15 protein-coding genes, 1 pseudogene and 1 riboswitch are annotated in these 13,745 nt (G+C 66.0%); of the genes and pseudogenes, 10 read left to right on the top strand and 6 right to left on the bottom strand.

The features are described 5' to 3' along the window. Positions 1–40: 40 nt before the first annotated feature. From ACS5PK_RS21860 to ACS5PK_RS21835, 6 genes are all read left to right on the top strand, one after another. Complete coding sequence (locus ACS5PK_RS21860) at positions 41–1,204, top strand: alkaline phosphatase D family protein (RefSeq protein WP_439442385.1); 1,164 nt, start codon at positions 41–43, stop codon at positions 1,202–1,204. Further along, positions 1,201–2,301, top strand: coding sequence for an extracellular solute-binding protein (locus tag ACS5PK_RS21855; protein ID WP_439442384.1), 1,101 nt, complete (start codon positions 1,201–1,203; stop codon positions 2,299–2,301). Before ACS5PK_RS21860 ends, ACS5PK_RS21855 begins: the two co-directional genes overlap by 4 nt. Then, positions 2,298–3,089 (top strand): alkaline phosphatase family protein, encoded by a 792-nt coding sequence (locus ACS5PK_RS21850; RefSeq protein WP_439442383.1) that lies wholly within the window; start codon positions 2,298–2,300, stop codon positions 3,087–3,089. Before ACS5PK_RS21855 ends, ACS5PK_RS21850 begins: the two co-directional genes overlap by 4 nt. Before the next feature lie 73 nt (positions 3,090–3,162). Continuing rightward, the gene (locus ACS5PK_RS21845) at positions 3,163–3,951 is read left to right on the top strand and encodes a hypothetical protein (protein ID WP_439442382.1); all 789 of its coding nucleotides are present in this window, start codon (positions 3,163–3,165) and stop codon (positions 3,949–3,951) included. Continuing rightward, positions 3,948–4,745 (top strand): ABC transporter permease, encoded by a 798-nt coding sequence (locus ACS5PK_RS21840; RefSeq protein ID WP_439442381.1) that lies wholly within the window; start codon positions 3,948–3,950, stop codon positions 4,743–4,745. The genes ACS5PK_RS21845 and ACS5PK_RS21840 overlap by 4 nt, the downstream gene beginning before the upstream one ends. Continuing rightward, positions 4,724–5,737 (top strand): ABC transporter ATP-binding protein, encoded by a 1,014-nt coding sequence (locus ACS5PK_RS21835; protein WP_439442380.1) that lies wholly within the window; start codon positions 4,724–4,726, stop codon positions 5,735–5,737. The genes ACS5PK_RS21840 and ACS5PK_RS21835 overlap by 22 nt, the downstream gene beginning before the upstream one ends. A gap of 70 nt (positions 5,738–5,807) precedes the next feature. Here the strand turns inward: ACS5PK_RS21835 and ACS5PK_RS21830 are convergent, their stop codons facing one another. From ACS5PK_RS21830 to ACS5PK_RS21815, 4 genes are all read right to left on the bottom strand, one after another. Then, positions 5,808–6,032: a hypothetical protein gene (locus ACS5PK_RS21830; protein WP_439442379.1), complete on the bottom strand. Its 225-nt coding sequence runs from the start codon at positions 6,030–6,032 to the stop codon at positions 5,808–5,810. A gap of 203 nt (positions 6,033–6,235) precedes the next feature. Next, complete coding sequence (locus ACS5PK_RS21825) at positions 6,236–7,495, bottom strand: putative Na+/H+ antiporter (RefSeq protein WP_439442378.1); 1,260 nt, start codon at positions 7,493–7,495, stop codon at positions 6,236–6,238. 212 nt (positions 7,496–7,707) lie between these two features. Next, positions 7,708–8,286 (bottom strand): C39 family peptidase, encoded by a 579-nt coding sequence (locus tag ACS5PK_RS21820; protein ID WP_439442377.1) that lies wholly within the window; start codon positions 8,284–8,286, stop codon positions 7,708–7,710. Positions 8,287–8,334: 48 nt separating this feature from the next. Continuing rightward, positions 8,335–9,069, bottom strand: a complete 735-nt coding sequence (locus ACS5PK_RS21815) for a hypothetical protein (RefSeq protein ID WP_439442376.1) — start codon at positions 9,067–9,069, stop codon at positions 8,335–8,337. 581 nt (positions 9,070–9,650) lie between these two features. Further along, a riboswitch (glycine riboswitch) is annotated at positions 9,651–9,770 on the bottom strand. 293 nt (positions 9,771–10,063) lie between these two features. On the opposite strand from ACS5PK_RS21815, the gene ACS5PK_RS21810 reads away from it, so the two are divergent. Both ACS5PK_RS21810 and ACS5PK_RS21805 read left to right on the top strand, forming a co-directional pair. After that, positions 10,064–11,005 carry a glutaminase gene (locus ACS5PK_RS21810; RefSeq protein ID WP_439442375.1) on the top strand — a complete coding sequence of 314 codons (942 nt, stop codon included), beginning with the start codon at positions 10,064–10,066 and terminating at the stop codon, positions 11,003–11,005. A gap of 136 nt (positions 11,006–11,141) precedes the next feature. Further along, entirely contained in the window at positions 11,142–11,588 is a 447-nt protein-coding gene (locus tag ACS5PK_RS21805) for a putative zinc-binding protein (RefSeq protein ID WP_439442374.1), read from the top strand. Between the two features lie 16 nt (positions 11,589–11,604). Here ACS5PK_RS21805 and ACS5PK_RS21800 read toward each other — a convergent pair whose 3' ends face one another. Next, a complete protein-coding gene (locus ACS5PK_RS21800; protein WP_439442373.1) occupies positions 11,605–11,805 on the bottom strand; it encodes a CopG family transcriptional regulator in 201 nt (66 codons plus the stop codon). Positions 11,806–11,900: 95 nt separating this feature from the next. Here ACS5PK_RS21800 and ACS5PK_RS21795 point away from each other — a divergent pair, with 95 nt between their 5' ends. Further along, complete coding sequence (locus tag ACS5PK_RS21795) at positions 11,901–12,647, top strand: YoaK family protein (protein WP_439442372.1); 747 nt, start codon at positions 11,901–11,903, stop codon at positions 12,645–12,647. After that, complete coding sequence (locus tag ACS5PK_RS21790) at positions 12,647–13,480, top strand: transferase (RefSeq protein WP_439442371.1); 834 nt, start codon at positions 12,647–12,649, stop codon at positions 13,478–13,480. Before ACS5PK_RS21795 ends, ACS5PK_RS21790 begins: the two co-directional genes overlap by 1 nt. A 143-nt stretch (positions 13,481–13,623) precedes the next feature. On the opposite strand, the pseudogene ACS5PK_RS21785 reads toward ACS5PK_RS21790, so the two are convergent. Continuing rightward, positions 13,624–13,745 (bottom strand): annotated as a pseudogene (locus ACS5PK_RS21785) (branched-chain amino acid ABC transporter substrate-binding protein); the annotation flags it as partial.

Here is a 13,745-nt window from a genome sequence, read left to right as displayed (position 1 = left end):
AACCTGGGCGCGCCACACCCTTTGCCCGAAGCCCTTGGCCATGCCCTCCATTCCTGCCAATCCTTCCCGCCGACGCTGGCTCGCGGCCTCCGCCGTGGCTGCCGCTTCCGCAGGCTCAGTCTCAGCCCTCGACGCTCCATCCCTCACCGGCCCTGCTGAGGGGCCGCCGGCTGCAGGTGAACGCCAGCGCCTGCGCATCGCCTTCGGCTCCTGCGCCCAGCAGTCCAAGCCCCAACCCATCTGGCAATCGATCCGCAAGAGCCGCCCGGACTTGTTCATCTTTCTGGGCGACAACTTCTATGGCGATGCCCAGGACGAAGCCACCCTGCGCCTGCGCTATCGTGAGTTCGCCGCCGTGGAGCCGCTGCAGGCCTTCCGTCGCGACGTTCCTCACCTCGCGATCTGGGATGACCATGACTACGGCACCGACGACGCCGGCGGCGACTACCCGCTGAAACGGCTCTCGCAGCAGCTGTTCTGCGATGCCTGGGGCGAGGCACCCGATTCACCGCGTCGTCGTCGCAGCGGCATCTATGACGCCCACCATGTCCAGGTGGGGGCTCGTCGGGTCCAGATCATCCTGCCCGACCTGCGCTTCAACCGAAGCCCGCTGCATGCCGACCAGACGCAGAAGCAGAGCTACGCTGCGCTCGTCATGAAGGCCCGGATGTCCGGCCAGCCCATGGCGGGCTGGTACCAGCCCGAGACGGATCCCGCCGCGACCCTGCTCGGGGAGGAGCAATGGGCCTGGCTGGCGCAGACGCTGGAGCAGCCTGCCGACGTGCGCATCATTGCCTCGAGCATCCAGTTCGCTGCGCAAGGCACGGGCTGGGAAGGCTGGGCCAACTTCCCCCGCGAGCAGCAGCGGCTGGTGAAGCTCCTGCGCGACAAGCGAGCGGAGGGCACCGTCTTCATCAGCGGCGACATGCACTACGGCGACATCAGCTGCCGCGACGAGCCGGATCTATACCCCTTGTGGGACGCCACCTCTTCGGGTCTGACGGAAGTCTGGGATGTCCCTACACCCAACCAGCGTCGGCGCTCTGAAGTCCTGGCGGCCGAAAACTTCGGCTTGCTGGATCTGCGCTGGGACCTCGACCAGCCGCTGCTGGAGTTCAGCATCTGCGACATCCAGGGCCGTGTGCGCCTGCGCCAGCAAGTGCCGCTGGCCGAGTTGCAGCTCAAGAAGGAGCGCCGACCATGAAACTGAGCACTACCGATACCGCCATGACGCCTTGGCCCCTCGCCTGCACGCTGGGGACGGCGTTCAGGACTCTGATGATGATGGGCATGCTCAGTGCTGCGACCTTCGCTGTTGCCAGCGGCCCGGCCCAGCAGCCCTACCCGCATGAGGGGCGGCTTCAGACGGTCGGCATGCCTGACGATTGGGCGAACTGGCGCCAGACCTGGCAAGACCTGGCACGCCAGCATGGCCTGCAGCACGTCGATACAGACATGAGCAGTGCGGAGCAGATCGCCAAGATCGAAGCCGAACGCTCGCAGGCCACGGTGGACCTCGGTGACGTGGGCTTCGAGTTCGGCGCCATTGCCAAGGCCCGTGGCATCACCGCGCCCTTCAAGCCCAGCACATGGCAGCAGATTCCCGAATGGGCGAAGGATCCGGAGGGGCACTGGGTGCTGGCCTACACCGGCACCATTGCCTTCGCGGTGAACACCCGCAAGGTCAGTGCCATTCCCCGCAGCTGGGCGGAGCTCTTCAAAGGCAAGTACCGCGTCATGATCGGCGAAGTCGGCCGCGCTTCCCAAGCCAATGCAGCCGTCCTGGCCGCGGCAGTGGCGCTGGGCGGTGACGAGCAGAAGCTCCAGCCGGCCCTTCAGGCCTTTTCCACCCTTGCACAGCGCAGGGACCTGCTGCTGGTCAACCCGTCTCCGGCGCTGATGGAGCGCGCCGAGGCCGATGTCTTCCTGCTGTGGGACTTCAATGCTCTCTCCTTCCGCGCCAAGCTGCCCAACAAGGCGGACTACGAGGTGTTGATCCCTGCGGACGGGTCCATTACCAGCGGCTACACGACCCTGATCAACAAGAACGCACCCCACCCACAAGCCGCCCGGCTTGCGCGGGAGTTCATCCTCAGCGATGCAGGCCAGCTCAATCTGGCACGCGGCCACGCACGCCCGATCCGGATCGAGGCCCTGAAGCTGCCCGTTGAGCTGCAGGGACTGCTCCTCGACGGCAGGCAGTACGCCAAGGCCCGTGCCGTGCGGCCGACACTGTGGACCGAGGAAGTCAAGAAACTGGGCCGCAGCTGGCAGCGCGACGTCATGGGAAGCGCCCGGTGAACGAACGCAGAAAGTTGGTCTGGCTCCTGGCGGACGGCTTGCGCGATGACAGTGCCCGCCAGTACATGGGCTATCTGGCGGCCCTCCTCGAGCAAGGCCGGGCGGTGGCCTCGACGCTCCGAAGCGAGCTTCCCAGCCTGTCCCGGCCGCTGTACGCGACCTTGATCCAGGGGCAGATTCCGCTTGTGCACGGCATCCTGAGCAACCAGCAGGCCGGGCGCCGCCTGGAGCGAACGGTGTTTGACGCCCTGGATGGCAGTGGGCGCACCGCCTGCATGGCCGCCTACCACTGGTTCTTCGAGTTGTTGTCCGGCCGAACTTTCGATCCCCTGACCGACCGGGCAGCACGACCGGCCCCAGCCTCCGTGCAGGCCGCTCGCTGGTACTGGGAGGATGACTATCCGGACTCCCATCTCTTCGCAGACGCCGACGAGCTGCTCCGCCAGCATGCCCCGGATCTGCTGTTCCTGCATCCGATGGGGCCTGACCATGCCGGCCATGTGCATGGCGCCGACACGGCCGGCTATGCGCTGGCGGCACGGCGCCTGGATCACCTGCTGTCCCTGTGGTTGCCGCGCTGGCAGGCCGCCGGGTATGAGCTGCTGCTCTGCAGTGATCACGGCATGAACAGCGATCGCATGCACGGGGGGCCGCTGGATGTGGAGCGCCTGGTGCCTCTCCTTTGGGTACCGCTGCCTTCAGAAGAGGCGCTGACGCCACCCGGATGGCCCCAGTCTCAGCCCGAGGTGCCCCGCTTCGTGCTGAACCGGCTGGGCCTTGGCGATTGACATGCAAGCGTCACTGAACCGACGTGGTGCGGCCATCGCCTGGCTGCTGGCAGCGCCTGCGCTGGGCCTGCTGTTGCTGGGGGTGCTGCTCCCCTTTGCTGTGCGGACCGGCGACTTCCTGCTGGAGGTGCTTCGCCAGGGCCAGTGGCCGGCAGGCAGCCCTTTCAGTGAACGCTACTACCTTGATGCACTGCTCGACACCGCCTGGATGTCGGGGATGTCCACTGCATTGGGACTGAGCCTTGGCACGCTGGCGGCCATCGCGCTGCGGCACCAGAAAGGCTGGCGCCGACTCATGAATCTCATGGGAAGTCTGGGCGCCAACTTCGCGGGCGTTCCCCTGGCCAGTGCCCTCATCCTGCTGCTCGGATCGCAGGGATGGCTGCCCGGCCTTCTTCGGCCGATGGGGCTTGAGCCGCCACTGGACCTGTATGGACGATCCGGCCTGATGCTGGCGTATCTGCTGTTCCAGCTGCCCTTGGCCATGATGATGGTCACCGCACCGGTCGCGCAGCTTGACATGCACATCGAGGAGGCGGCCTGGACGCTGGGCGCCGGCCCGGTGCGCTTCTGGTGGCGCGTCGGGCTGCCCGTGCTCGCGCCCAGCCTGATCGAGGCGGCCAGCCTCCTGTTCGCCAATGCGGCAGCCGCCTATGCCACGCCATTCGCTCTGAGCGGGACCTCGGCCAACGTGCTCGCAGTCCGCATCGCAGCGGCGGTCAGCGGCGACATCTTCGAGGACCCAAACCTGCCACAACAACTGTCGCTGATGCTGCTGCTCCTGCTGCTGGGGGTCCTCGGACTCGGGCGATGGGCCAGCCGCGCCGCCCGGCGGGGGCTTGATGGCGGGAGGCAGCAATGAAGCAGCGGGGCCTTGCGCTGGGCCGCCTGTACCTGGCCCTGGTGTTGCTGACGCTGCTGCTGCCCTGGCTCGCCACCCTTGCCTATGGCTTCAGTGAGCGCTGGGACCGGAGCGTCTGGCCGGAAGGCCTGACGCTGCGCTGGTTCGCCATGCTGGCGGGGGACGCCCGCACTGTCGACGCCATCCTGCGCACACTGCTGCTCGCATGCGTCTGCGCAACGCTGGCCTTGGTAGCCGGCACTGCAGCTGCCGTGGGGGCCCTCGTGGGCTCGCCCCGGCTGGCACGGATGCTCAGCGTGCTCGACCTCCTGCCCTACGCCCTCCCCGCCGTCGTGATCGCCGTGGGAGCGCTGGACGTGTACATCGGGCGCGGCTGGTCCGCCGGTGCGCCGCTGTGGTCGGTCTATGTCCTGTGCGCAACGCCCCTGCTGCTGCCCGTGGTGCACAAGGCCATTGCTGTGGCCTGGTCGCAGCTGGACGTGGGGCCGCTGCTGGAAGCCGCTCGCACCCTCGGTGCCAGCGATGCACGCTTCCTGCGCCAGGTTACGCTGCCGCTTCTGGCGCCGCAGCTGCTGGCGGCCTGGCTGCTGACCTGGGTCATGGCCACGATGGAGTTCGCCATCGCGAATCTGCTGCTGGGCGCACAGATGGAGCTGCTGCAGCCCTTGATGAACAGCATGCGCAATACCAATGGCCATCAAGTGGCCGCGCTGGTGGCTGTCAGCTTCATTCTCGTGGCCGTCGTTGCCACACTCGTTCAAGGATTGATGTCATGGAACGCACGCCGCTCCTGAGTCTTCATGGGGCCCATGTGCGCCTGGGAACGCGCCAGGTCCTGCGCGGGGTGGACCTGTCCCTTCAACGCGGCGAGGTCCTTGCCCTGCTCGGCGCTTCCGGCTGCGGCAAGACGACCCTCCTGCGCTGCATCGCCGGCCTTGCCCCCATCGACAGCGGCCGCATCCTCCTGGAGGGGCGCGATCTGTCAGCACTCCCTGTGCAGGCGCGCGGCCTTGGCTTCGTGTTCCAGCACTACGCGCTCTTCCCCAACCTCACCGTGCGAGGCAATGTCGAGTTCGGCCCCTTGGCAGATGGACTGGCGCCGCCTGCCGCAGCAGAACGGGCCCAGACCTTGTTGGAGATGGTGGGCATGGGTGACTGGGCTGGGCACCGCCCTGCACAGCTCTCAGGAGGCCAGCGCCAGCGAGTGGCCCTGGCCCGCGCCCTGGCACGGCATCCGGCCCTCCTCTTGATGGACGAACCGTTCTCTGCGCTGGACGAGCACTTCCGTGCCCCCTTGAGACGATCTTTCCGCCAACTGCAGAGGGACTTGCAGCAGAGCTGCCTCATCGTGACGCATGACCGCGACGAGGCCTATGAGCTGGCGGACCGAGTGGCAGTCATGATCGATGGTGAGATTGCACAGTGCGCTGCGCCTGCCGACTTGTGGACACGCCCGGCCAGCTCGGCAGTCGCCAAGTTCCTGGGCGCATTCAACCTCATGCCCGCAATGCAGCGATCTGGCGGGCCGCAAACCGGGTGGTGGTCGGTGCCGGTGGCGCGATCCCGCCTCGGGGCCGGCCAGCAGGGCCAGCAGGGCCAGGACTGGCGCGTCAGCGTGCGCGTAACTGATGTGGCGCGCAACTCTGCCCGCCAACTGCTGACCGGGACCACCGCCGATGGCCATCCGCTGAGGGTCTGGCTGGAATTGGGCGACGAGCCCCCCGCACTGGGGCAGTCAGTAGAGGTCGTGCTGCCTCATGCCCACCTGCACCACCTCGAACACTGACCGACGGCTGGCAAGGCCAACCGTCTTGCCTTCCGCCATGCCAAGCCGAGGTCGAACCTCCTGCCGTCACTCAGAGCAGACGACGGAATGCCAGATGCGTGATCAATGGCTCCCCCTGGACTTGCTGCACCTGACGTGCAATCACCTCCACCTTGCCGGACTTCTCCAAGGCACAGATGTCCTCGGCGACCCCGTCATAGACCCAAGGTAGCTCAAGGGCGGTACCGCAGCGCGGAAGTTCGACCAGCTCGCCGATCCGAGAATCAAGGAACAGCTCTTTGGAAATGGTGCCCATGACTTGCGCCTCCACACGCTTCAACACTTGGGTGTCATGTTGATGCTGCACTGCAGCGACCGCAAGCAGAGTCCTGCAATCCGCTGATCCAAGGCAAAGGCATTGCTGAAGAGGCCAGGCAGCAGGCCTCCACCACAGCCAGGTCCCGGGCTGCTGAAGCGCCCCTGGGCCGCCGGGATCGGCCTGACCTCAGTCGCTGCGCGTCAAAGGGCCAGGAAGGCGAGAGCCGCCAGGGCCGTCGGCAGCAGGGCGCCGAGCAGCAACTCGGCGGCACCGACCGACTCGTCGGCAAAGCCACGCTTGAGCAGCGCCACGCCCGCGGGATTGGGCGCATTGGCAATCACCGTCAGCCCGCCCCCTGCTACCGCACCGGCGACCAATGCATGCTTGGCCTCCACAGAGATGCCGGCGATGAGCGACCCCAGATAGGTCAGCGCCGCATTGTCGGTGATGGCCGTCAGACCGATGGCGCCGAAGAACAGCGCCAGCGGCTCCAGGCTGGAGACGATGGGCTGAAGCCACCAGGCCTGCATGCCTCCCAGCACCACCAGTCCGGCAAGGAAGAACGCCACCAGGAGGGCCTCCTTCAGGATCAACGGGTTCTGATAGCGCTCGTAGGCCTGGCTGAAGCCCAGGAACATCAGGAACAGGCCCAGGAAGGCCACGGGATGGTGGGCCAGCAGCACAACGCCCGCCAGCAGCCCCACATGCACCAGCGCGATGGCCAGCGGCACGGCGGGGGCTTCGGCACTGACTTTCGTGTCCAGGCCGGTCAGGTGCCGGCGTATCACCCAGGTCGCCAGGCTCGCGTTCAGCAGCACGGCGATGGCAGCCTTCCAGCCGAAATGGGTCAGCATGTAGGCGCTGTCCCATTGCCAGGTCGATGCCACCATCAGGACAGGCGGCGCGGCGTAGGCCGTCAAGGTCCCGCCAATGGACACGTTGACGAAGAGCACCCCGAGCGCGAAGTATTTGGGCCGCTCGGGCACGTCCGCGCGGAAGACCAGCGGCGCCAGCATCAAGGCGGCAATCGTCATGGCGGCAGGCTCGGTGATGAGCGAACCGAGCAGCGGCACCGCAGCCAGTCCCAGCCAGGTGCTGGACACGGGCCGAGGCAGCGGTATCAGGCGCGATATGAGGGCGATGGTGCGCTGCACGAGGTCCAGCACAGGACGCGACGCTGCCACCACCATCACCACGAAGACGAACAGTGGCTCGGTGTAGTTGCGGGACTCGGCGTAGCGCAAGGCGCTGTGCCCGTTCTCCAGCAGCGCCATCGCGAGAATCAGGATGATGGCCCAGAAGCCGAAGACCACTTCGACCTCGCCCAGCAGGTGGAAAAGCCCGGCATGCCTTGGGTAGCGATGGGAGAGCCGCTCGAACTGCTTGGCAGCAAAGGTGTGCGCCAGGGCAAGCACGAAGAGCGCGAGCGCAAGATAGGGAACGGCGTGATCAGCTTGCATGGTCGTGTGAACTCTGCGCGGCGGCCCGACCTACGCTCAACCTGCCACGCCCCCTGGCGTGGCACCCGCTGCGCAATCTACCAGAAAGCCCCAGGCATGCCCGGTCTCTGGCCCCAGCCAGGCCCATGCGAGCGCGTCCCGCTACCGGCACGCGCTCGCACTCCGCCGCAGCCCTCTCTCGTCTCCTCTTGCTGCGGCGGAGTCAACAGGCTTCAGCGCAGTCGCAGCGTGTGCGTCCAGGCATGGTCGCTGGCAGAGACCATCCAGTTGTAGCTGTCCTCGGAATTGCCTTCGCCTGGCCACGGGTTCATGTAGAGCACGTAGTAGCCGCCATTCCAGACCTCATAGCCGGTGCCGACCATGATGTGGCCGCCCCCGGACGTCCAGCCGAAGCGGATCATGAAGGGGCGGTTGGTGTTGATGTCAGAGACGACGGAATTCCAGGAGGACGCATAGGCGTAGGCATTGCTGCCTATGCCCCAGTTGGCCAGCACGCCCTGGGCGCTGCCGCCCGAACCGTACAACGCATTGGGCTGGTTGGCATAGCTGCTCCAGTTGAAGGTTCTGTTGCCGCAGGCATAGTTGATGCCAAAGGCCCAGTTGACGATGCTGCACTGGCTGGGCGGAGTCTTGTAATAGCTGATGATGGCCTTGCTTGAAGCCGACCAGCACCACTGGCTGTGCTCCTGGATGGTCTGCGGAACGTTCAGCGCTTTGTACTGGGCAAAGGCCAGGGGCATGAGCAGACTGAGGCCCAGGCCAGCGAGCGTTTTCTTCAGATTCGCGTTCATGCGATCTCCATTCGATTTTTTAGGGGATGTGCGTCAGGCTGCGGCGACTCAGCGCAGCGCGTCCATGTTCTTGGCGACGGCCGTGCGCAATGGCTCCAGCAACTGCGGCGCCTCCAGCAGGCCGGCATGCGCGTCGGGCTGTCCATGGGCCAGGCCATGGCGCAGCAAGGCCTCACGTGCGGACTGCAGCGTTGCATAGCGGGCCTTGCCGTCCTTGCCCGACACGACCTCCAGCAGATCGGACTGCGCCTGATAGACGCGGATGAAGCGCAGATTGCTGCCATCGGCATTGCCATGGACCTGGCGCAATGCGTCCAGCTCGCGGGCCAGGCCCGCACCGCCGAAGGACACCGCCTGCCAGCGCCCTTCCGTCTTTTGCACGGTCACCAGGCCGACCGGCTTGTCGCCGACCTGCACGACGAAACGCCAGCTGCCCGTAGGCGTGGCCATGGCGCTGAGATCGGTACGGCCAGCAGCGAGTTCCTGTGGGCTGACCGTATGCATCTCGAAGCCCTGCCCGATGCGAGCTTGAGACAGCTCCTGCACGTCGGACACGTCCAGTGCCATATGGCTGGGCGACAGGCCAGCGTAGTACTGCTGCTTGCGCTGCTGGTACTCCCCCAGGCCGCGCTGGGCGGCCATCAGGGCCTGACTCCGGTCGGACTGCCGTTGCGCGGTGTTGACGCGCTCGCCCGCTGCGGGCAGCGCCGACGCCGGCTGGGCCGCCAGGGCAATGGCGCACAGCAGCGCGCCCGGCAGGACCAATGTTTTCTTCTTGAACATGAATGTCTCCTTCGGTTGCGATGGGTACTGCATGAAATCCCGCAAGGCCGGCGGCCTGCACCACCGCCCCTGCGGTTCGAGGAAATCCGCCCCTGAGGTGGCGGCGGCATTTCGACGTCCTGGCGGAGCTGCCTCATCGAAAAGAGGCGCTTACTTTGCGTGTTATTTGAATTGCAGATCAAGAACTGCTGCTGCCGCCGCGTCGATGGGGCGTTTGCTCGCGCAGACACACGGCTGCACTGCCCATCAGCAGCACAGGGGACTTGCGGGCGATGGAGCCGGAACTGAGCCGCGCGCAAGAGCTTCAGGCGAAGCGACTCACACCAGTCGACGTTGCGGTGAGCGTGGAGATGGCATCAACGCCATCGGTGGTGGTGACGGCCTAGGGGTGGTCCCTGAACAGGCTGGACGTGAACGGCATCGGGGCCGTGGGCGACTCGTGCCAGAGGCAGCGGCGCCAGGTGCGGGCAAATCGCAAGGAGGACTGCCGACGACATATCAGACACTCCGGATCGGTGGTTGCATCACAAAGCCCGCACCAGCGCCGGGTCGAGCGTCCCGGGAATGCCTGTGCCTGCTTCGCCGCTCCCGCTGTCCTTGGTACCTGAGAGATTCGCAGAAGGCCTGAGCCCTGCTTGCTCCTTCGGTGGGGCCACCGGCCATGAGGATGGCCGCGTGATCCGCTCTCCAGTGTCGGCTGAATGCGAGTCCAGTACGGGGCCTGAGCGTGTATGGGAGATTGCGCCTTCGGCGTCCCGTGAGGCTTTTGGCCATCGCGGTCACTCTCCTGGATTCGCAGGGCGATGTTGCCAACAGTCATGCTGATGTCATGAGCGAACTTTCCCGCACGTAGATTCCCCTAGACAGCATTGACAGAACCTTTCCTGGGGACACGGCCAGGTGCAAGCGCCGATTGCCCGCTCACGAAGCCGCTTCGCGCGGCTTTGCAGCTGCTCATGCGTCCGATGCGCGGCAGCGACGCTAGCATTCGCGCATGAGCCGTACCCCTGCCCCACCCTGCCCTGATTTCGACGCTGCCCTGCAGGAGATTGCCGCGCGGGCGCAGCCCCTGCTGAGCCAAGGCCAGGTCGCCAGCTACATCCCCGAGCTGGCTCGTGTGCCGCGCGAGCAGTTCGGCATGGCCATCGTGGGCATTGATGGCAGGGTCTGGGAGACCGGACACTCGCGCCAGCGGTTTTCCATCCAGAGCATCTCCAAGCTTTTCGCGCTGTTGATGGCGCTGCAGCACGAGGGGGACACGCTGTGGGAGCGCGTGGGGCGCGAACCCTCGGGCACCCCCTTCAACTCGCTGGTGCAGCTGGAGCACGAGGGCGGGAAGCCCCGCAATCCCTTCATCAATGCCGGCGCCCTGGCCGTCACCGACGTGCTGTGCACCCGCCATGTCCAGCCCGAGACAGCCCTGGTCGACTTGCTCAGACGGCTCTCTGCCAGCCCCTCTGTCGACTACAGCCTGCGGGTCGCACAGTCCGAGCGCAAACACAGTGATCGCAACGCTGCGATGGCTCATTTCATGCGCAGTTTCGGGCGCTTGCAGAACCCGGTCGATCGCATCCTGGATGCCTACTGCAGCCACTGCGCCATCGAGATGAGCTGCGTCGAGCTGGCTCGCGCCATGCTGCTGCTGGCCAATCACGGCGAACTGCCTTGGAATGGCGAGCGCCTGTTGACGCCCAGCCTGTCCAAGCGCCTCAATGCCCTGATGCTGACCTGCGGCACCTACGACGCAGCAGGCGACTTCGCCTTCCGCGTCGGCCTGCCTGCAAAGAGCGGCGTGGGCGGAGGCATCGTGGCCCTCATCCCCAATCTGTGCGGCATCTGCGTCTGGTCGCCAGGACTGGACACCAACGGCAACTCGCTGGCCGGCGTGGCGGCACTGGAGTGGCTGACCACTCTGACGGGTCGTTCGATCTTCTGAGCAAACCCCGGTGGCCTGCAGGTGCGGATCCGGCGCCCGGCAGCCGCCTGATCACCGCGCTTCTGACATGGCGCAGAGTGCCCGGCGTCTCCATGCTGCACGCTCTTGCCCTCTGAAATCAGGCTGCAGCCCCGTCATGACCCACCACCGCGATCACCTGCCCCTGGTCTACAGCTGCTCTGGCTGCTCCAGTGCTGCCCAGTTGGCCAACCACCTCGCCATCAGGCTTGACCGAGCCGGCTTGGCCGAAATGAGCTGCATCGCCGGCGTAGGCGGCGGCGTATCCAGCCTGGTGCGCAAGGCACAGGAGGCCCAGGCCACGGGCAGGCCCATCATGGCCCTGGATGGCTGTGCTCTCGCCTGTGTCCAGGCCTGCCTGCGCAGCCGCGAGGTGAAGGCCACCGTGCACGTGCAGCTTCAGCGCTTGGGCGTCAGGAAGGTCTACCACGAGGGCTTCGTACCGGACCAGGCAGGGGCCTTGTTCGACAGGCTGGCCTCCCAGGCGCAAGCGCTGGTCGACCACCCCGCTGGCGAACAGGCCAAGGGGTGCAGCGGCTGTGGCGGCTGCGACTGCGCCAGCTGATTGCCGCGCCGCTGGCTCAGCCTCGGTGCTCGATCGCCGCCGTGACTGGCTGCCCGCCACCAGGCGCGACATCCACGCCGTGCGCCGCCAGGTATTCGCGGATCAGCTTGCGCACCACCTGCGACGGCGTCACGTCCTGGCTGGCGCACAAGGTCTCCAGGGCCTTCTTCTTGGCAGGGTCGATCAGCACCGTGAGACGCGCCGTCTTCATTTCCATGGCAGCTTCCTTATGTTAATCACATTATAATTGCACACGCATTGAAGGCGCATTAGATTAGCGTTTTCGCCGGCCATGCCGGACATCGCACTCTCATGGCCTTTCAGCACCTGCAGCGACTCACCTCGCGTCATCGCACCCGCACCAGCAACCGCCAGCTGGGCGCGCTGCTGGCTTTCGTGGCCGGTGCAGTGAATGCCGGCGGCTTTCTGGCCGTGCAGCGCTATACCTCGCACATGACCGGCATCATTTCCGGCGTCGCAGATGACCTGGCGATTGGCGAGTTCCGGCTGGCTCTGGCAGCCCTGGCCTCGTTGATCGCCTTTGTCAGCGGGGCGGCGTGCACGGCCTTGCTGATCAACTGGGCGCGCCGCCGTCAGCTGCATGGCAAGTACGCGCTGCCGCTGCTGGTGGAGGCCCTGCTGCTGCTGGGCTTCGGTCTGGTCGGCGCTCATCTCCACGGCCTGCCGCAGTTGCTCGTGCCCACGGCGGTGCTGCTGCTGTGCTTCATCATGGGCTTGCAGAACGCCATGGTGACCAAGATCTCGCAGGCAGAGATCCGCACGACCCACATGACCGGCGTGGTAACCGACATCGGCATCGAACTCGGCCGCCTGCTCTACTGGAATCGTTCCAGGGAGCGCAATGAGATCCACCGCGTGCAGGCCAACCGCGACAAGCTGGGCATCCACCTGCTGATCCTGGGCGTGTTCTTCGTCGGCGGATTGGCAGGGGCTTTGGCCTTCAAGCACCTGGGCTTCGCGGCCACCCTTCCTTTTGCACTTGCACTGATCCTCGTCGCTGCTCCACCGCTGTGGCAGGACCTTCGTGCAGCCTCCTGATGCCCTCCCCGACCATGAGCGACTCCTTTCTTGCCCTTGAAGACGCGGACCAGACCCAGCACGTCCGGCCCTACGTTCGAGAAACCCTGGACAGCAAGTCCCTGCACTTCTGCATGGACGAGATCCAGAGCACCATGGACCTGACGGCACCCGACGCCCTCGCCCTGGCCTACACGCGCACGATGATGGGCTTCCTGCTCTTCAAGCCGCGTCCCGCCAGCCTGGCCATGATCGGCCTGGGCGGGGGCTCCATCGCCAAGTTCTGCCACCGGCATCTGCCGTCCACCCGCATCAAGGTGCTGGAGATCAATCCGCACGTGCTCGCGCTGCGCCGAGAGTTCAAGGTGCCTGACGACGACGCTCGATTCAAGGTCTTGCTGGGAGACGGCGCGGACTTCGTTCGCTTCCCGCCCTATCAGCTGGACGTGCTGCTGGTGGACGGATTCGACTATCACGGCCAACCACCCGCCCTGTGCTCCCAGCGCTTCTATGACGACTGCCGGGACGCCCTCCAACCAGGCGGCCTGCTGTCGGTGAACCTGCACACGGCCCATGTGGACTTTGCCCTACACCTGGCGCGTCTGGAGCGCAGCTTTGATGGCGAGCTGCTGGTCATCAGCGATGAAGACTGCAGCAATACCATCGTCATCGCCTGCCGCGGTCGGCTGCCTCGCCTGCAGGGCCCGGCCGCCCTGCGTTGCCCCCCGGGCTTTGACGCCAGGACCTGGGCGGATCTGTTGCCGGCATTCGAGGAAGTGGCCAGGGCCAGCCGCACGGCTGATGCCGCATCGCAGGAGGCACAAGCCTGGCCTGCTGATGGCCGCAGGCGCTGATCCGCAGTGCCCCCGGCCATGGCGGGGGAGCGCAGGCTTCAATGAAAACCGCCACCGCGACATCAGGCAAGACCTGACCCCAACGGTGGCGGCTCCAACATTTCCGCGTGAGTTTGCCGGGTCAACTCCCCCGGCGGGGAGACTTAGCGCACGACCGCGATCTGCTCGCGGGCACCGCCCTTGTAGGTGTACAGGGTCAGGGCGCCGTTCTTGATGTCGCCCTTGCCGTCGAAGCTGATCGTGCCCGTCACGCCCTTGAAGCCTT

This window comes from Roseateles sp. DB2, assembly GCF_051857535.1.
Taxonomy (GTDB): Bacteria; Pseudomonadota; Gammaproteobacteria; order Burkholderiales; family Burkholderiaceae_C; genus Roseateles_B.
This window is presented reverse-complemented; position numbering and strand designations above follow the sequence as displayed.

What these genes read in the sequence shown, in the direction of transcription:
- ACS5PK_RS21860 (WP_439442385.1), top strand. Translation starts at nt 41, where the DNA reads ATGCCCTCCATTCCTGCCAATCCTTCCCGCCGACGCTGGCTCGCGGCC.
- ACS5PK_RS21855 (WP_439442384.1), top strand. Translation starts at nt 1,201, where the DNA reads ATGAAACTGAGCACTACCGATACCGCCATGACGCCTTGGCCCCTCGCC.
- ACS5PK_RS21840 (WP_439442381.1), top strand. Translation starts at nt 3,948, where the DNA reads ATGAAGCAGCGGGGCCTTGCGCTGGGCCGCCTGTACCTGGCCCTGGTG.
- ACS5PK_RS21835 (WP_439442380.1), top strand. Translation starts at nt 4,724, where the DNA reads ATGGAACGCACGCCGCTCCTGAGTCTTCATGGGGCCCATGTGCGCCTG.
- ACS5PK_RS21830 (WP_439442379.1), bottom strand. Translation starts at nt 6,032, where the DNA reads ATGGGCACCATTTCCAAAGAGCTGTTCCTTGATTCTCGGATCGGCGAG.
- ACS5PK_RS21825 (WP_439442378.1), bottom strand. Translation starts at nt 7,495, where the DNA reads ATGCAAGCTGATCACGCCGTTCCCTATCTTGCGCTCGCGCTCTTCGTG.
- ACS5PK_RS21820 (WP_439442377.1), bottom strand. Translation starts at nt 8,286, where the DNA reads ATGAACGCGAATCTGAAGAAAACGCTCGCTGGCCTGGGCCTCAGTCTG.
- ACS5PK_RS21815 (WP_439442376.1), bottom strand. Translation starts at nt 9,069, where the DNA reads ATGTTCAAGAAGAAAACATTGGTCCTGCCGGGCGCGCTGCTGTGCGCC.
- ACS5PK_RS21810 (WP_439442375.1), top strand. Translation starts at nt 10,064, where the DNA reads ATGAGCCGTACCCCTGCCCCACCCTGCCCTGATTTCGACGCTGCCCTG.
- ACS5PK_RS21805 (WP_439442374.1), top strand. Translation starts at nt 11,142, where the DNA reads ATGACCCACCACCGCGATCACCTGCCCCTGGTCTACAGCTGCTCTGGC.
- ACS5PK_RS21800 (WP_439442373.1), bottom strand. Translation starts at nt 11,805, where the DNA reads ATGGAAATGAAGACGGCGCGTCTCACGGTGCTGATCGACCCTGCCAAG.
- ACS5PK_RS21795 (WP_439442372.1), top strand. Translation starts at nt 11,901, where the DNA reads ATGGCCTTTCAGCACCTGCAGCGACTCACCTCGCGTCATCGCACCCGC.
- ACS5PK_RS21790 (WP_439442371.1), top strand. Translation starts at nt 12,647, where the DNA reads ATGCCCTCCCCGACCATGAGCGACTCCTTTCTTGCCCTTGAAGACGCG.